This is a genomic window from Bacteroides neonati (assembly GCF_000499785.1).
GTDB classification, from domain to species: domain Bacteria; phylum Bacteroidota; class Bacteroidia; order Bacteroidales; family Bacteroidaceae; genus Bacteroides; species Bacteroides neonati.
The window spans coordinates 122,211-139,269 of the sequence record NZ_HG726027.1; the positions used below are offsets into that span (position 1 = coordinate 122,211).

General features: G+C 39.8%; 12 protein-coding genes and 1 pseudogene. 6 read left to right on the top strand and 7 right to left on the bottom strand.

Annotated features, from left to right (window positions below; translation table 11 throughout):
- The first annotated feature begins 269 nt into the window (after positions 1 to 269).
- Genes TY03_RS19100 through TY03_RS19115 form a run of 4 tightly spaced genes read left to right on the top strand, consistent with a single transcriptional unit; the run spans position 270 to position 3,922 of the window.
- Positions 270 to 923 carry a LysE family translocator gene (locus TY03_RS19100; RefSeq protein ID WP_042372903.1) on the top strand — a complete coding sequence of 218 codons (654 nt, stop codon included), beginning with the start codon at positions 270 to 272 and terminating at the stop codon, positions 921 to 923.
- A gap of 29 nt (positions 924 to 952) precedes the next feature.
- Positions 953 to 1,492, top strand: coding sequence for a DUF4924 family protein (locus tag TY03_RS19105; RefSeq protein WP_042372905.1), 540 nt, complete (start codon positions 953 to 955; stop codon positions 1,490 to 1,492).
- Between the two features lies 1 nt (position 1,493).
- On the top strand, positions 1,494 to 2,354 hold the full coding sequence (gene rfbD / locus TY03_RS19110; RefSeq protein WP_042372907.1) for a dTDP-4-dehydrorhamnose reductase: 861 nt from the start codon (positions 1,494 to 1,496) through the stop codon (positions 2,352 to 2,354).
- Positions 2,348 to 3,922: a peptide chain release factor 3 gene (locus TY03_RS19115; protein WP_148335729.1), complete on the top strand. Its 1,575-nt coding sequence runs from the start codon at positions 2,348 to 2,350 to the stop codon at positions 3,920 to 3,922. The genes rfbD and TY03_RS19115 overlap by 7 nt, the downstream gene beginning before the upstream one ends.
- Before the next feature lie 99 nt (positions 3,923 to 4,021).
- On the opposite strand, the gene TY03_RS19120 is transcribed toward TY03_RS19115, so the two are convergent.
- The 7 genes and pseudogenes from TY03_RS19120 to xerA form a co-directional block, all read right to left on the bottom strand.
- On the bottom strand, positions 4,022 to 5,293 hold the full coding sequence (locus TY03_RS19120; protein ID WP_042372911.1) for a TolC family protein: 1,272 nt from the start codon (positions 5,291 to 5,293) through the stop codon (positions 4,022 to 4,024).
- A 19-nt stretch (positions 5,294 to 5,312) separates the two neighbouring features.
- Positions 5,313 to 8,345, bottom strand: coding sequence for an efflux RND transporter permease subunit (locus tag TY03_RS19125; protein WP_042372913.1), 3,033 nt, complete (start codon positions 8,343 to 8,345; stop codon positions 5,313 to 5,315).
- Between the two features lie 33 nt (positions 8,346 to 8,378).
- Positions 8,379 to 9,431 carry an efflux RND transporter periplasmic adaptor subunit gene (locus TY03_RS19130; protein ID WP_042372916.1) on the bottom strand — a complete coding sequence of 351 codons (1,053 nt, stop codon included), beginning with the start codon at positions 9,429 to 9,431 and terminating at the stop codon, positions 8,379 to 8,381.
- Between the two features lie 103 nt (positions 9,432 to 9,534).
- The gene (locus tag TY03_RS19135; protein ID WP_042372918.1) at positions 9,535 to 11,847 is read right to left on the bottom strand and encodes a family 65 glycosyl hydrolase domain-containing protein; all 2,313 of its coding nucleotides are present in this window, start codon (positions 11,845 to 11,847) and stop codon (positions 9,535 to 9,537) included.
- Between the two features lie 89 nt (positions 11,848 to 11,936).
- Positions 11,937 to 12,383: pseudogene (locus TY03_RS23265) on the bottom strand (ISAs1 family transposase); the annotation flags it as partial.
- Positions 12,384 to 12,507: 124 nt separating this feature from the next.
- Positions 12,508 to 12,741 carry an ISAs1 family transposase gene (locus TY03_RS23270; RefSeq protein WP_042372922.1) on the bottom strand — a complete coding sequence of 78 codons (234 nt, stop codon included), beginning with the start codon at positions 12,739 to 12,741 and terminating at the stop codon, positions 12,508 to 12,510.
- A 107-nt stretch (positions 12,742 to 12,848) separates the two neighbouring features.
- The gene (gene xerA, locus TY03_RS19150) at positions 12,849 to 13,691 is read right to left on the bottom strand and encodes a site-specific tyrosine recombinase/integron integrase (protein ID WP_042372925.1); all 843 of its coding nucleotides are present in this window, start codon (positions 13,689 to 13,691) and stop codon (positions 12,849 to 12,851) included.
- Between the two features lie 217 nt (positions 13,692 to 13,908).
- Between xerA and TY03_RS19155 the strand changes: the two genes are divergently transcribed.
- Positions 13,909 to 14,847 carry a HamA C-terminal domain-containing protein gene (locus TY03_RS19155; protein ID WP_042372927.1) on the top strand — a complete coding sequence of 313 codons (939 nt, stop codon included), beginning with the start codon at positions 13,909 to 13,911 and terminating at the stop codon, positions 14,845 to 14,847.
- Positions 14,847 to 17,024, top strand: coding sequence for a DEAD/DEAH box helicase (locus TY03_RS19160; protein ID WP_042372929.1), 2,178 nt, complete (start codon positions 14,847 to 14,849; stop codon positions 17,022 to 17,024). Before TY03_RS19155 ends, TY03_RS19160 begins: the two co-directional genes overlap by 1 nt.
- Positions 17,025 to 17,059: the final 35 nt, after the last annotated feature.

Sequence of the window (17,059 nt, forward strand, 5' to 3'; positions counted from 1 at the left end):
GAAATGCGCAAAAAAAGAATGTCACTTATCATAAACATTCTTGCAATCTGCTATAACTGCTTTTTATCTTTCTTTTATTCTCATTAGATAGATGAATGCAGTAAGAACGAACAATTTTCCGGGTATAGCTGTTAGGCTTCTGGCTTATTGCCGGATGGAATAGTCGTTTTTAAATTATTTTAAATCAAACCGGGGCGTTTTGTAAGCTAAGAGCCGAAAAAACGTTAACAAGCTACTTTGGTCTCACAAAAAAATGCGATATTTGTGCCATGATTCAGATAGGAACAATTTTCGATATACTATTGAAGGGCTTTATTATCGGCGTCGTGGTGTCTGCACCTTTAGGTCCGGTGGGAGTTCTTTGTATTCAGCGGACTTTGAATAAAGGGCGTTGGTATGGCTTTATGACAGGATTAGGAGCTTCTGTGAGTGATATTGCATATGCATTATTAACAGGCTATGGCATGAGTTTTGTTTTCGACTACATCAACAAAAATATTTTTTACCTACAGCTACTTGGTAGTATTATGCTATTGCTTTTCGGCATTTATACCTTTCGTAGTAATCCGGTACAATCCATACGTCCGGTTTCGGCCAATAAGGGGTCTTACTTTCATAACTTCATTACCGCTTTTGTTGTAACGCTTTCCAATCCTTTAATCATCTTTCTATTTATCGGTTTATTTGCCCGCTTTGCGTTTGTAGAACCCGGTGTACTCGTATTCGAGAAGATTACCGGCTATTTTGCCATCGCTTTGGGTGCGTTGACTTGGTGGTTCTGCATTACCTTCTTTGTAAGCAAGGTACGCACAAAGTTTAATGTTCGCGGTATTTGGATTTTGAATCGTGTCATAGGTAGTATTGTGATGATCGTTTCTGTCGTTGGATTAATTTATACCCTTTTGGGTGAATCGCTTTATTAACTCATATATAATTAGAGGAAAGAAGTAAGATGAATATAGCTCGTTTACTGAAAGAACAAAACATAGCCGAATACCTTATTTATATGTGGCAGGTAGAAGACATGATTCGTGCCAACGGTTGTGACTTGGATCGGGTGGAGGAGAAGATTATTTCTCGTTTTCCGGAAGAAGACCGCGCTACACTTAAAGAGTGGTATGGCAATCTTATTACGATGATGTATGAGGAGAATGTTCGGGAGAGCGGACATTTGCAAATTAACCGCAATGTACTTCAAAACCTGATTGAACTTAATAATCAATTATTGGCTTCCCCTCAGTTTCCCTTTTATACTGCAGCTTACTTTAAGGCACTCCCTTTTATCGTAGAATTGCGTAGTAAGAATGGGAAAAAAGAAGAACCCGAATTAGAAACCTGTTTTGAGGCTCTTTATGGCGTTATGTTATTGCGTCTTCAAAAGAAAGAGATTACGGTCGAAACAGCCAAAGCAATCGAAGCCATCAGTAGTTTTCTTTCCATGTTGGCCAATTACTACGAGAAAGATAAACAAGGAGAATTAAAATTTGATTAACATGAACATACTGATTACCGGAGCGAACGGTCAATTAGGAAATGAAATGCGTGTGCTTTCCAAAGAAAATGCCCGGCATACTTATTTCTTCACTGATGTACAAGAACTCGATATTTGCAACGAAGAGGCTGTTATGGCCTATGTCAACGATTCTAAGATTGATCTGATTGTGAACTGTGCAGCTTATACGGCTGTAGATCAAGCAGAAGAATCTTTCGATTTATGCAATAAACTGAACAATATAGCTCCCGGTTATCTGGCTCGTGCTGCTCAAAGTCGAGGCGCAGCCATTATACAGATATCTACTGATTATGTGTTTGACGGAACAGCTCATGTTCCTTACACCGAAGAGAAGGAGACTTGTCCTAACTCTGTGTATGGTACTACGAAACTGGCAGGCGAACAAAATGTAATGGATCATTGCGAAAAGGCGGTAGTGATACGTACGGCTTGGCTCTACTCCATTTATGGCAATAACTTTGTCAAAACGATGATTCGTCTGGGTCGCGAACGCGAATCTCTTGGTGTTATTTTCGATCAGATCGGTACTCCGACCTATGCCCATGACTTGGCTCGTGCTATTTATGCCATTATTCGTAACGGTCTTGTACGGGGCGTTTATCATTTCAGCGATGAAGGTGCGTGCTCTTGGTACGACTTTACAGTAGCCATCCATCGGTTGGCAGGTATAGATTCGTGCAAGGTAACCCCGATACATACGGCTGATTATCCTACGAGAGCAGCTCGCCCACATTACTCTGTGCTCGATAAAACAAAAATTAAAACCACTTTCAATATAGAAATTCCGCATTGGGAAACGAGTCTTAAACAGTGCATTTCTCAACTTTCAACAGAATTATGAGCAATATAGAAATACAAAGAAGGCGTACGTTCGCCATTATCGCCCATCCGGATGCCGGTAAAACCTCTTTGACAGAGAAACTGTTACTTTTCGGAGGGCAGATTCAAGTGGCAGGAGCCGTCAAGAGTAACAAGATTAAGAAGACAGCCACGTCCGACTGGATGGAGATCGAGAAGCAACGTGGTATATCGGTTACTACGTCGGTGATGGAGTTCGATTATAAAGATTATAAAATAAATATTCTCGATACGCCCGGTCACCAAGACTTTGCCGAAGACACCTTCCGTACACTTACTGCTGTCGATAGTGTAATTATCGTAGTCGATGGTGCCAAAGGTGTCGAGAGTCAGACTCGTAAGCTGATGGAGGTATGTCGTATGCGCAATACGCCTGTTATTATCTTTGTCAACAAGATGGACCGCGAAGGTAAAGATCCGTTCGATTTACTTGATGAGCTGGAAGAAGAACTGATGATCGGCGTTCGTCCGCTTTCATGGCCCATAGAGCAAGGAGCCCGTTTCAAAGGAGTGTATAACATCTACGAAAAGAAGTTGGATCTTTATCAACCCTCTAAACAGGTTGTGACCGAGAAAGTGGCTGTTGATATTCATAGTACGGAACTCGACGACCAAATAGGAAAGACCTTGGCCGATAAGTTACGTGACGATCTTGAACTGCTCGAAGGTGTATATCCTGAATTCTCCTCGGAAGACTACCTCGAAGGTTCATTGGCACCCGTCTTTTTCGGTTCGGCATTGAATAACTTCGGTGTACAAGAGTTGCTCGACTGCTTTGTGGAGATTGCTCCGGCTCCTCGTCCGATACAAGCCGAAGAGCGGCAGGTAGTTCCTGATGAACCTAAATTTACCGGATTCGTCTTTAAAATTACAGCCAATATTGATCCCAATCACCGTTCGTGCGTTGCTTTCTGCAAGATATGTTCGGGTAAGTTTGTGCGTAACGCGCCTTACCTGCATGTGCGTCATGGTAAAACAATGCGTTTCTCTTCGCCTACTCAGTTTATGGCTCAGCGCAAAACAACAATCGATGAGGCTTATGCCGGCGATATTATCGGTTTGCCCGATAACGGAACATTTAAGATTGGCGATACGCTGACCGAAGGTGAGTTATTACACTTCCGTGGCATTCCGAGCTTCTCGCCCGAAATGTTTAAGTACATTGAAAATGCCGATCCGATGAAGCAGAAGCAACTTGCCAAAGGTATCGATCAGTTGATGGACGAGGGTGTGGCACAGCTGTTTGTTAACCAGTTCAATGGACGAAAGATTATTGGTACGGTAGGGCAGTTGCAGTTCGAAGTTATTCAGTACCGTTTGCTCAATGAGTACAACGCCTCATGTCGTTGGGAACCACTTAGCCTGTATAAGGCCTGTTGGGTTGAAAGTGATGACGCTGAAGAACTGGATGCCTTCAAGAAGCGTAAGTATCAGTATATGGCCAAAGATCGCGATGGACGCGATGTATTCCTGGCCGATTCCAACTATGTACTTCAAATGGCACAGATCGATTTTAAAAAGATTCGCTTCCACTTTACAAGTGAGTTCTAAATAGATCAATTGCCCGTTTCTCTTATATAAAAAAATCCCGCTGCGTTTCTAATAAAGAATTACGCAGCGGGTTTTTTTTTATAGAGGTCGGTTCTTGGCTTATTCGCTGATGACCTTTCTGTATTCTGCTATTGCCATCTTTTCTGCCAGGTTGGCATTGATCAGGTTCGATTGTGCCTGTGTCCACGATAACTGTGCCGAAAGCACATCTACCATGCTTGCCTTTCCTTCATTGTACGAGAAGGTGGCGAGGCTTAAGTTCTCATCGGCCAGCGTGAGGTTTTCTTTTGCTGTCTTTACCTGAAACTCCGTTTCTGTCAGTTTGGTCAGTGCAGCCGAAAGTTCCTCATTGATATTATCGGTTATGTAACTTTGCTGTAGTTTTTGGATGCCTACATAAGCCTTTTGTTGCCGATTGGTTTTGAAACGAGCTCCCCAGCGAAGCAACGGAATACTGACATTTACACCTACGATAGGAGAGAATTGCAAGTCGTATCCCATATTAGGTACTCCGGTAGCCCATCCACCCGATACATACATATTGAGTTGCGGATTGTATTTACTCATGGCTGCCTTGCGTTGCGCTTCACTTTTTTCAATGCTTATTTCGGTACTGGCATAGTCGGCACGGCGTTGCAATACATCTTCGAGCGTCAAGATCGTCATCGGTTCGCATATAACTCCGATGGGGCATAAGCTGTCTACCTTCGCATTCGGGCTTTTGCCCATTAAGATATTTAGCTTCTGCAAGGCCAGCGTATAGTTTTGGCGAGCTTTGATGAATTGAAGTTCTGCCTCCTTTTGTCTGGTCGAAATCATCAGTAAGTCGGTACGGCTAATCATTCCATCCTCAAAACGATCCTGAATGATGTTGTATTGTTGCTGTACTACCCCTTGGTAAGCGGCTGCAGCATCAAGTCCTGCCCGGGCAGCCGATGCATTCCAGTAAATGGCATCACTTTGGTAGTGAATTTGATCGAGTGTCAGTTCCTCCGATAGTTGATCGAGCTTCTCATCGGCCTTGGCTATTTTATTTTGTGCTCTCAGTGCGCCACCGGTGTACAGAGGCTGTGCTATCACAACCATGCCTTGATACGTATTGTTGCGGTATTGTCCTTCCGGTCCGCTCCACGCATCGAGTTCTTTCAAATTCAGCGTTCCTTCTCCTTCCAGATTTATTTGCGGCAAATAGCCGGTAAAAGCTATTTTGCGTCCTTCGGTGCTAGCCATTGTTTTCAGCTTCTGCTGTTTCAATATTTGGCTATAGGCTTCTACACTATCGCGATAAGCTTCACGAGTCATGTGAGATTGTTGTGCCTCGGCACCAAGGCCGAGGAGCAACAGTGATATCGTAATGATTCCTTTTTTCATTTTTAGATTGTCAATCAAGTTATCCTTTAATTTTATGTATAGCACAGTAGGCTACCGGCAATACGAACAGTGTCAATATTGATGCTACCAGCAAACCACCCATGATGGTAGCTGCCATACCACCGAACATGGCGTCGAACAAGAGTGGCAACATACCTAAAATGGTGGTACCCGAAGCCATTGCTACCGGTACGATACGGCTAACCGTTGCACTGATTACCGCATCTAGTGGTTGTTTACCCGCTTGAGATTCGATATCGATCTGGTCGACCAAAACAATGGCATTCTTGATGTTCATACCGATCAGTCCCAACAATCCGAGGATGGCGAAGAAGTCGAACGACTTGCCCAACACCAGCAATCCCAATACGATACCGATAAAGATAAGTGGCAGCATCAGCAGAATAACAGTGGGTTTGCGATATGTCTTAAACAAAAGAAGCAGTGTAACAAACATCAGGAAAAATGCCAATGGCAAATTCTCTGCCAAAGCCTCATTCGATTCTACCTGGCTCTCTTGTTCTCCGAAATATTTCAATGTATATCCTTCGGGTATGTTGATCTCTTTCTGTACCTGTTTCCAAACAGCATTGAAAGCACTGATTGAGTTTACACCACGGCGGGGGTCGCATTGTGCCATCATAACCATCTGGCGATTATAGTCTTTCACATTCGAGAACCGATATTGGAAGTCGAAATCAGAAACCACCTGTTCCAAGCTGGTTGTTTCCTGACCGGTACCAAATACGGGCAAGGTGCGCAGATCGTTTATCATGAACGAATCGGCACTGTTGCCTTTCAAGAGTATAGGCAATACTTGGTCGCCTTCGCGATATTCGCCCAAAGGCATACCGTTGGTTCCAATCTGAATACTTTGTGCCATTCCTTGGCGAGATACACCCAGCGGTTGCGCGCGTTCCTGACTGAAAATAGGGTTCCAAACAGGAACTTTATTTCCCCATGAGTTACGTATATTGATTAAATCGGGGTTACGGTGCATAATTTCCAATGCCTGATTGGTAAGCATGACCAACGTATCTACGTTGTTGCCGATAAAGCCGATTTCGATAGCTGCATCTACGGCAGGCGATAATTTGAAGAGTGTGGTACGCGTAATTGCATTCGGGAAGTTTGCTTTCATGTAATTATCAAACTCCTCTTCGCTGTCTTTGGTATATTTGCTATCGGTAAGTTCAATCAATACGTTGGCAAAGTTCGGTTTCGGTCCTACCGAAGTGGATGCCAGATAATATCGAAGCGGCGTACTACCAAAAGTAATAGATACACGTTTTACGTGTGGTTGTTTCAGTAAGTGAGCTTCTACGGTTTTCATCTGTTGAGTCACATCGTTGATGCTATACCCATCCGGATAGAATACATCGGCGCGGAAGTAGGGCTTATCGAGCGATGGGAAGAAATTTTGAGGCATCGTTCCCATGACTACCAATGAGCCAATAAAGAGCACAATCATAGCACCTATGGTAAGCACCTTTTTCTTAATCAAGACTGCTAAGATCGAAGCGAATTTATGGTAGAAGGGTTTGTCGTAAGGATCTTTGGCACCGTCTTTGGCTTTGGCTTTCAAAATGAAATTACCGAAAGTGGTTGTTTGCGTCAAAGCCAACACCCAACTTAATCCCAGTGAAATGGCCAATACGATAAAGAGCGGTTTCACAATTTCGGCTACTGCCGAAGGTGCCAGATAGAGTGGTAAGAAGGAACAGATAGCGATGAAGGTAGCTCCCAACAGTCCCCACTGAGGTCCTGTGGCTCCATCTATCAATGCCTTTCGTCGATTGACTCCTCGTGCAATGGCTATCTGTGCATTATCCGTTACCACAATGGCATTATCGACCAGCATACCCATGGCGATAATAAATCCCGCCAATGATGTCCGGTTCAATCCTACCCCCATGAACGACATGATAAGCAATGTTCCGCCGATAGAGAATATCAGTGAGGAACCGATCAGTAATCCGGCTCGCAGTCCCATCACCAACATGATGATGACAATAACGATAAGAATCGACTCTATTAGGTTGATAATAAATCCGTTATTGGCATCGTTGGCAATCACGTTTTCAAGATAGAGGCTTTCCAGTTGCAGACCTACCGGCATTAACGGCAGTATCTCGGCCAGTTTGGCATCCACCATTTCACCTGTTTTCACTACATCCTTTTCGGGGTCGGTCGATACGCCAATACCAATGGCACGTTTTCCGTTTACGTGCATGATGGTATTGGCCGGCTCCATATATCCTTTTTCAATAACGGCAATATCTCCCAGTTTAACCTGCCCCGATTTGGTGGTAAGCACCTGATTGCGTATGTCGTTGACAGTGGTATACATACCATTGGCTACCACGCGCAGTTGTTGTTCGCCCGCAGCAATTTCTCCTGTATTGATAATCTGATTCTGCGATTGAAGCAGGCTGGCCAGCTGTTTGGGGTCAATACCCATACCTACCAGCTTGTTTACCGAAATAAAGATGTTGATGACTTCGGTTTGTGTGCCAAACAGTGCCACTTTCATAACACCATCTGCCGTAACAACCTGTGTCTTGATCTGTTCGGCCCAGTTGCGCATCTCTTCATAGCTGAATCCGTCATCGGCAGTTAGACCGTAATAGATACCAAACACATCGCCAAAGTCATCGGATACGATAGGCACCGATGAACCACTAGGCAACATGGGTTGTATGTTGAGTACTTTGCGTCGTAATTCGTCCCATTTTTGAGGGATGGAAGAGGCAGGCAAGGAAGGAAGCATTTCAAACGTAATCTTCGAAATGCCATACATAGACTCCGATTTAATTTTGTACACCCCACTCATGCTCTGTATTTCGCGTGAGATAGGTTCGGTAATGAGTCGCTCCACATCAGCGGGTGCAGCTCCCGGGTAGCGCGTCATGATGACGGCCGACTTGATTACAAACGGTGCATCTTCCTTCTTTCCCAGATTGCTAAAGGAGAGTATACCCCCAATCAATAATACGGCCAGAAAGAAGTAGATAACCTTTGTATTATCTAATGAGTATTTGGCTATGTTCATATGTCTATAGGATTAATGATTCGTGATAATCATTTAATTGAGTTCTTTTACGGTTTCTCCTTCTACCAGTTGGTATACACCTGCGGTAACGATTTTCTCTCCGGCTTTCAAACCGCTGGAGATCATTACCTGTGCTTCGCCTGTTGGCGACATCACTGTTACCTCACGGCGTTCTACTTTATTGCCATTTACTATCCATACATAGGTTTTCTTTCCCTCGGTTTCGCCAAATACGGCACTCAGCGGAACCATTGTCATGTTCTCTTCGAGCAACGGGCCTACATTGGCCGACATGTGAATACTGCACGTGAAACCGGGTTTCACATCGTATAGTACGCGATCGAAAGCGGGATCATCAATCGTGATGGTTACCGGAATACCGGTTCCATCGGTCGATATATCCAGAAACTCTTCTAGTTTGGCATTGAACTGAGCACCACTGTATGTGTCGAACTGAACCTTAAATTTCTTATCGTTTGCACGAATCAGATACAGATAAGTATCGGGAATGGTGAATTTAATTCGAAGCTTCTGCGTATTGACCAACTGTACAATGCCTTCGCCCGAATTGACGCGCTGAAAGTTTTCTACCAATCTTTTTTCGATAGATCCGTCAAACGGAGCCGTCAGACGTGTATCACGCATGTTGTTGGTTGATAACTCATAGTTCGATTTCGCCTTTTGATAGTTTGACATGCTAATCTCATACTCTTGTACAGAAATAGCTTGACGAGCCAGCAAACGCTTATTACGCTCCAATTGTGCCGAAGCTGTTTCGTAAGTCGATTTATCTGCTGCATATTGTAGCGAGATATCTCTTGGGTCAATGGCAGCGATCAGTTCTCCTTTTTTCACCTTTTGTCCTTCGATAACGGGAAGATTGATGATTTGTCCACTTACACGGAATGCAAGTTTTACATAATCAACAGCTTCTACGATACCCGAGAAGTCCTTTTTAATTTCCGATTTCGACTCTACAAGTGTCGTTTTTACTGGTCGAACAGTGGTTTCCTTGTCCGATTTCTTTTGTCCACATGCCGATACTACCAGTACAACCAGCATGACGATAACATAATTCTTTTTCATTTTAAGCTATTGTTGAAAGAGTGTTTCTTTTAGTTAAGGGCGCAAAGATATAAAACTGCAAAACTAAATTCAGTTTCCTAGTTTATATATTGAGATAAATTAACTATAAACTTGTGAATATCGTTAATTCTTTTTCTTTACTCACATCATAAACAACTTTATTAACCTGTATGTTCAGCATTTCTCCTTTTAACAAGACTATTTTTACAGCTGTTTTTTCAATTGTTACTTGTAAAGTACGTTCGCGGAAATTGAGATTAAATTGGTAACGATTCCATTTTTCGGGTATTACGGGGTGAAAGCAGAGCATATCATTGATGATATGCATTCCTGCAAATCCTTGTACGATGGCCAGCCATCCACCTGCCATGCTGGTTATATGCAATCCTTGATCCAGCTCGTTGTTGTAATCGTCCAAATCCAACCGTGTGGCATGTAAAAAAAGCCTATAAGCTTTCTCTATATCACCGATGCGCGATGCCAAAATAGAGTGTACATAGGGCGATAACGACGACTCGTGTAAAGTACGTGGCTCGTAGAATTGAAAATTGCGACGAATTGTTTCGGGATCAAAGTGAGCATGATAGAGATAAATGCCTAAGAGCACATCGCTTTGTTTGATGTAGCAAGAGCGTAAAATCCGATCCCAAGACCAGTGTTGATTAATGGGTCGTTCTTCCGTAGGTATATCGGCTACAACATTTAATTCTTTGTCAAGATAACCATCTTGCTGAACGATAATGCCTAGTTCTTTCTCTTCGGGTAGGTACATCTGTTCGACAATTTGTTGCCAGTGAGCTGTTTCTTCTATTTCAAAAGAAGTTTTTTGGCAGATGCCGGAGTATTTGCCGGGGTATTCGCGTGCTGCTATATTCAAGTATTGCATGGTTGCTTTTAGTGTTTGCACACACGAATAGTTGGTATACCAATTATTATCCACATTGTTTTCATACTCATTGGGACCCGTTACTCCCAAAATGACATATTTTTGTTTCGGTTGTGAGTAAGAAACCCTTTGACTCCAGAAGCGACAGATGGCGATCATCATCTCCAAACCGTAGTCGAGGATGAAATCTATCTTTCCGCTCATGACGGTATATTGTACAATGGCGTGGGCGATGATATTGTTGCGGTGAATTTCTTCAAACGTAATTTCCCACTCATTATGACATTCGTCTCCATTGAGTGTAACCATCGGATATAAGGCTGCACCCTCCTTAAATCCTAATTTTGCAGCATTTTCAATAGCTTTGGGGAGTTGATTGTAGCGGTACAAAAGAAGGTTGCGTGCGGTTTCTTCCGAACTTGCTAACAGAAAGAAGGGCACACAACACAATTCGCTATTCCATTGCGTATTGCCGCCATATTTCTCTCCGGTGAATCCTTTAGAACCGATATTCAGGCGAGAATCATCTCCCCGGTAGCTCTGCATTAGTTGGAAAATGTTGAAGCGAATGCCTTGTTGAGCTTCAGGGTCGCCATCAATGACTACATCGGTTTCTGTCCAAATCTGTTTCCATACACTTTTATGTTCTTCTGTCAACTGATCCCATCCTTTGCGTTTGGCCTCCTTGCTTTCGGCTATGGATTGTTCTACCAGCTGTTGCCTATCGTAATAGAGTGAAGAGGTCAGTGCGGTATATTTAATCAACGTTAACCGCTCACCCGGTTTTACATCGGCTCCAGCACTGAATCCTACTAATTTTTCTTTTTCAACTTTGATGGGACTTATGTTTAACTCTTTACTGTTTTTAAAAAGCTGGTAGGTCATGGCACTGCATAGCTGTGCATCTTCTCGTTTGGTTTGTGTCCATAGGTAAGCGTGTTCGTTGGATGTTTCGGCTCGTAGAATGTTCCACATTTTTTCGTCGAAGTTGGCACTTTCATGCTTCACATCTCCATTAATATAAGGTACAAAAGATATTTTTCCTTCGTAGTTGAGAGAAGTCACGCTGTATTTAATGAGACAGAGATTCTGATTGGCCATGCTGTTGATATGTTCAACATGAACCTTAAGTGCATTTCCTTTCTGAGAGATCACTTCAAAGTCGCGGTAAGAAATTCCTTCTTTCATATCGAGTTTACGCTCGAAGCTTTCTACATCCCACTGTGCCAGATCCAATTCTTCATCAATCAGCCGAAGGTAGATACCACTCCAGTTGGGTGCATTGGGGATGCGTGAGAAGAAGCGCGGATAACCGTTTTTCCACCAACCCACCCGTGTGCGGTCAAGAAAAGTGATGCCTGCCACATACGATCCTTGTAAGCTGTCGCTGCTATAGGTTTCTTCAAAATTTCCCCGTTGTCCAAATCGCCCGTTGCCAAGGCTGAATATGCTTTCAGATGCACGCTGTTGGTCCGCGTGAAAACTCTCTTCGATGATGTTCCACTCATCAGTTTTAAGGAATCTCTTCATGGTGTTTCAAAGTTGATATAACGATGGCAAGATACAAAAAAAAGAATGCACTCCATTATAGATGCATCCCTTTTTCAGGGTCAACGCATTTAAATTTTCAATAAATGGATCAAAAATTTGTCATCCCATCCGGCTTTTAGCCTTTTTGTAACGAGCGATCCTTTCGATTTGTCCTGTTTTAAGAGATTCAAAGCTATCTTTCGGATAAATGAAAAGTTTTGTGCCGCGCTCTTTGTCCTTTTGTGCTGACGGTCTTCATCGAAAATTACATCCAACGTCCAGTGCAGCTTGTTTTCTATGCCCCAATGCTTGCGGATATTGGCGTTGAATGTTTTGGCATCGTCCGTTGCGCTGCTGATGTAGTAACGGACTTCGGTTACCTCATCCATATCCGCCGGCTTTTGTTTATTGAAACGGCTTTCCACTTGTTTGAGAAGCTCTGGCTGGTTGCCTTTTACCGAAAGGATGTAATCAGCCCCGTTGTCGATGATCTTTTCGGCTATTGCCGTTTGTGTACTGATAGCATCAATGGTAACTGGAACCTTTGATGCATTTGCCGTCTAAACTAATGACTTCTTTTTTTATCTCCTCATTTTTTAGAGCATCAACCCAGCGGACAAATAACTGTTCAAAGTATTTAGGGCGGATGGACGAAAAGACTCAATTGATGGTGTCATGCGAAGGGATACCATTAGGTAGGCGAAGAAATGTTTTCAGAAAGTCAAGTTTGGTTTTCCCGAACGTTTCAATGGAATTCCACGATTCTGCTCCGCACAATACGCCCAGGATAGATAAAATGATGATGTCGCAAAGCAAATGCTTTTTGTTTCTGTTTATCTTGTGGTCAGGAATAGTCTCAAAATATGTGTGAAGGGATGTCTTTTGAATAAGCATGGCTTTTTGACCACAAAGGTATACCTACTAAATATCTTACACAAAACAAGTTATAAATGCGTTTACCCTGTTCTATACCTCCATGTTTAGCTTTGTAGAAGAATTACTCAAAGTAAATCCAACGGGCTTATTATTTTCGACTTCGAGACATCGGTGATGTGTGTGTAAATTTCGGTTGTTTTAAGTGATTGATGACCTAACAGTTCTTGAATGTATCTTATGTCCGTTCCATTCTCGAGTAAATGCGTGGCAAAACTATGTCGTAATACATGCGGAGTAACATTCTTCTTGATACCGGCCTTGCGTGCCGCCGTTTTTACCACGGACTGCACACTTTTTTCGGAATATTTTCCACCTCTTTGGCCTTCAATTAAAAATTCTTTTGGTTTATATTCTACAAAATAAGCCCTCAAATCATTCAATAGTGATGGAGATAACATTACAACGCGATCCTTATTCCCCTTTGCATTTCGGATTAAAATGACCTGATTCTGTGAATCTATATCCGACAGTTTAAGTTGCAGTAATTCACTCAATCGCAAGCCACAACCATACAATAATTTCACAATGCAACTATGCTTTCGGTTATCAGTAGTGGTTATTAGATTTCTGATTTCTCTGATTGTCAAATATTTCGGAAGCAATTTTTGCTTGCGTGACGGATAAAGGTGCTTTATGCTTAATTTACGCCCGACCACCGAATCATAGAATTTATCGATTGAAGCCACAATCATTCGTTGGTAAGAGCTACCGATTCCGTGTTTCTCAATTTTCCAGTATATATATTTTTCTATTTCAATTTCCGTTAACTCTTCAGGAGTATTAAATTTCTTTGCAGCTATTTGCAAAAAAACATGGAGGGCGCTTGTGTAATTTTGAATAGAATTATGGCTATATCTTTGACTGATAAGCTTGCGTTTAAATTCTAAAAGGAGTTCTTCGATATTCATAGCAATTTACCTTTGGTTGCAAAGATAAGTTAAACATTCGTATATGCAACTATTTTATGTTTTAATTTGTGTTTTTATTCTTCTATTTGATAATTACTTATAGTTTATATATGGCGTATTATTAAAAACTCATATACGAATGTTATAAACTTTATATATACGAATGTTGTATATTTGTTGCGTAAATAAGACGTTAGGCGATATTTAAACAAACCATATGGCAACACCATTCAATTCTGAAAAAATAATCATTCAACAAATCAACAATGTTGACTTTAGTACTTTTCTTGTCGGATTTGATTTAAATGATCTTGGCGAAAAAGAATATAGAATAAAGTCATTAGTAACTAAATTAACTCATGTAATTCATGAATTTGCTTTTGGATTCCATGAAGATACACAAACGGACAATACAGAAACACTAAGCAAACTAACTGATGCCGCAAAATCAATCTACAAAATTGACTCATTTCAGAAAGTAAAAGATATTTATGATAACAATGGTGCAATTGATGATGATTTAGAAGATAAATATCTAAGAAGAGGAGAATTTGGAGAATTAATTTTGCATTTACTTTTAAGAGATTTTTATAAAACAATTCCATTATTATCTAAAATTTATTTTAAAGATTCATTAGGACATGCAGTTCATGGATTTGATTCAGTTCATATTCAAGAAGAAACGCAAACATTATGGCTTGGCGAATCCAAGATATATACTGATGGCAAAAGAGGAGTAAAAGAACTTGTAAATGATATAAAGGAGCATTTTAAATCAGATTATCTAGATTCAGAGTTTATTTTGATTTCTAAAAAATTAAAACATTTAGATAATATTCCTCAAAAAGATTATTGGTTAGACCTTCTAACAGATTCAAGAACTTTAAAAGAAAGACTAACAACTATAAATATTCCACTTTTATGTACTTACCAATGTGATTTGTTCTCAATTCACGATGACGAAACTAAACAAGAATTCATTGATGCCTACGTGAATGAAATGAATGAAATAAAAAATTATTTTGATGGGAAAAATGACCATCCATTAAAAGCAAACCTTAACATTATCCTAATATTATTTCCAGTACAGAATAAAACAGAGTTAGTTAAGGCAATGCATAATAAAATCTCATTATTACAAATACTTGGTGAATAATGGAAGAAACTATCAACTACATTGAAAGCACTGATAAAATAAACTTTGAATCCACTTTCAATATTTACAAGTATTGTTCTGCTCTAATCGTTGAAGATGAGCAAAAGGCTCAAAAACTTTTAGTTAATATTTTAAGTAACAAATCAAAATTTGAACCCCATTTAGATTTTGTCTTAGCCGACTTAATTGAAGGGGTAGGATTTTATCCTTATATCAAAAAAGAAGATTTGAAAATTACTTCTACTGACGCTTTAATCCGAAACGCTTATCATCAATCTGATAATCTTGATAAAGTACTGCATGAAGACCAAAAATACCTACTTTCATTAATTAATTCAGACAAAAATGTAATTGTAAGTGCCCCAACTAGTTTTGGGAAAAGTCTACTTATCGAGGAAATTGTAGCAACAAGCAAATTCGAGAATATTATTGTTATTCAACCAACTTTAGCCTTACTTGATGAAACAAGAAGAAAGTTGATGAAGTATGATGATAGATATAAGTTAATAGTCAGAACTTCACAAGAGCCGAGTATTGAAAAAGGAAACTTATTTTTGCTTACAGCAGAAAGAGTCAATGAGTTTAAGAATCTTCCTAGAATTGACCTTATTATTATTGACGAATTTTATAAGTTGAGTGCAAAAAGAGATGATGAAAGGGCAGACTCGCTTAACAACGCTTTCAATTATGTTCTAAAAACATTCAATCCTAAATTTTATCTTTTAGGCCCAAATATAGATTCCATTTCAGAGGGATTTACTGAGAAGTATAATGCTATATTTTACAAAACAAAATCTTCCTTAGTAGACACAAAGTCAATAGATATTTATTCTGAACATAAGGATTATTTCGACAAACCAATTAAGTTCAAAGAGTATAAAGAAAATATCCTTTTTGATTTATTGATTAGTTTACAAAATGAACAATCAATAATTTATTGTTCATCTCCAGCAAGAGTCAGATATTTATCGAGCCAATTTTTAAAGTACTTAATTGAAAAAGACTATCCTAAAACAAATGATAATTTAGATATTATTGAATGGATTAAAATAAATATTTCTGCTGAATGGAGTCTTTTGGATTTACTATCATTAGAGATAGGTATACATGATGGTGCATTACAAAAACATATTACAACGACTATTATTGATTATTTCAATACTCAAAAAATAAAGTATCTGTTTTGTACTTCGACAATAATAGAAGGTGTAAACACAAGTGCAAAAAACATTATTTATTATGACTCTACAAAAGGAAGAAGAACACCAATTGATTTTTTTGATTATTCAAATATCAAAGGTAGAGCTGGTAGATTAATGGTTCATTATATTGGCAAAATATATAATTTTAATGAAATACCAGAAAACAACCAAGTTGTCATAGATATACCTTTTTTTGAGCAAAATCCTATTTCTGACGAGGTGTTAATTAACCTTGAAGATGTAGAAGTCAAAGATTCAAATAAAGAACAATTAAATCGAATTAATGAGTTACCTCCAAATGAAAGAAATTTAATAAAGCAAAATGGAGTACAAGTTTTTGGACAAAAAAATATCATTGACACAATACGAACTGAACTTAAATCGAAGTACCACTTAATCAGTTGGAGTAATTACCCTACTAAACAACAATTAGAATATATTCTAGGTTTAGCTTGGAACAATTTACTAAAACCAAATGAAACTGTGAGACCAATGACTCTAAATAAATTAGTAACGGTGACTCAAATTTATGGATATAATCAGAATATTTGGAATCTAGTAAATAGCACTTTTAGTTATTTTAAAGGACTTAAGGAATTTGAAAGCTTACCTGATAATGAAATAATGGATGAAGCAATAAGAGATAGCTTTCAAGTCTTAAAACATTGGCTAGAATACAAAGTTCCTAAATGGCTATCTGTAATAAATTCAATTCAGGAATTCGTTTGTAATGAAAGTGGTTTAAAGCCAGGAAACTACACCTATTTTTCCAATCTAATTGAGAATGATTTTATAAGAGAAAATTTAGTAATCCTTAGTGAATATGGTATACCGACTTCTGCAATTAGAAAACTAGAAGATATCATTTCCGCTAAAACCCCTCAAGAAGAAGTAATGAAAATTATTAAATCAGAAAGACTTTTTGACAATAAGATATTTATAGAATATGAAAGGAATAAACTAAAAAATAACTAAACATCGCCTAACAGGGGTTTGGCAAAATGGGGGCA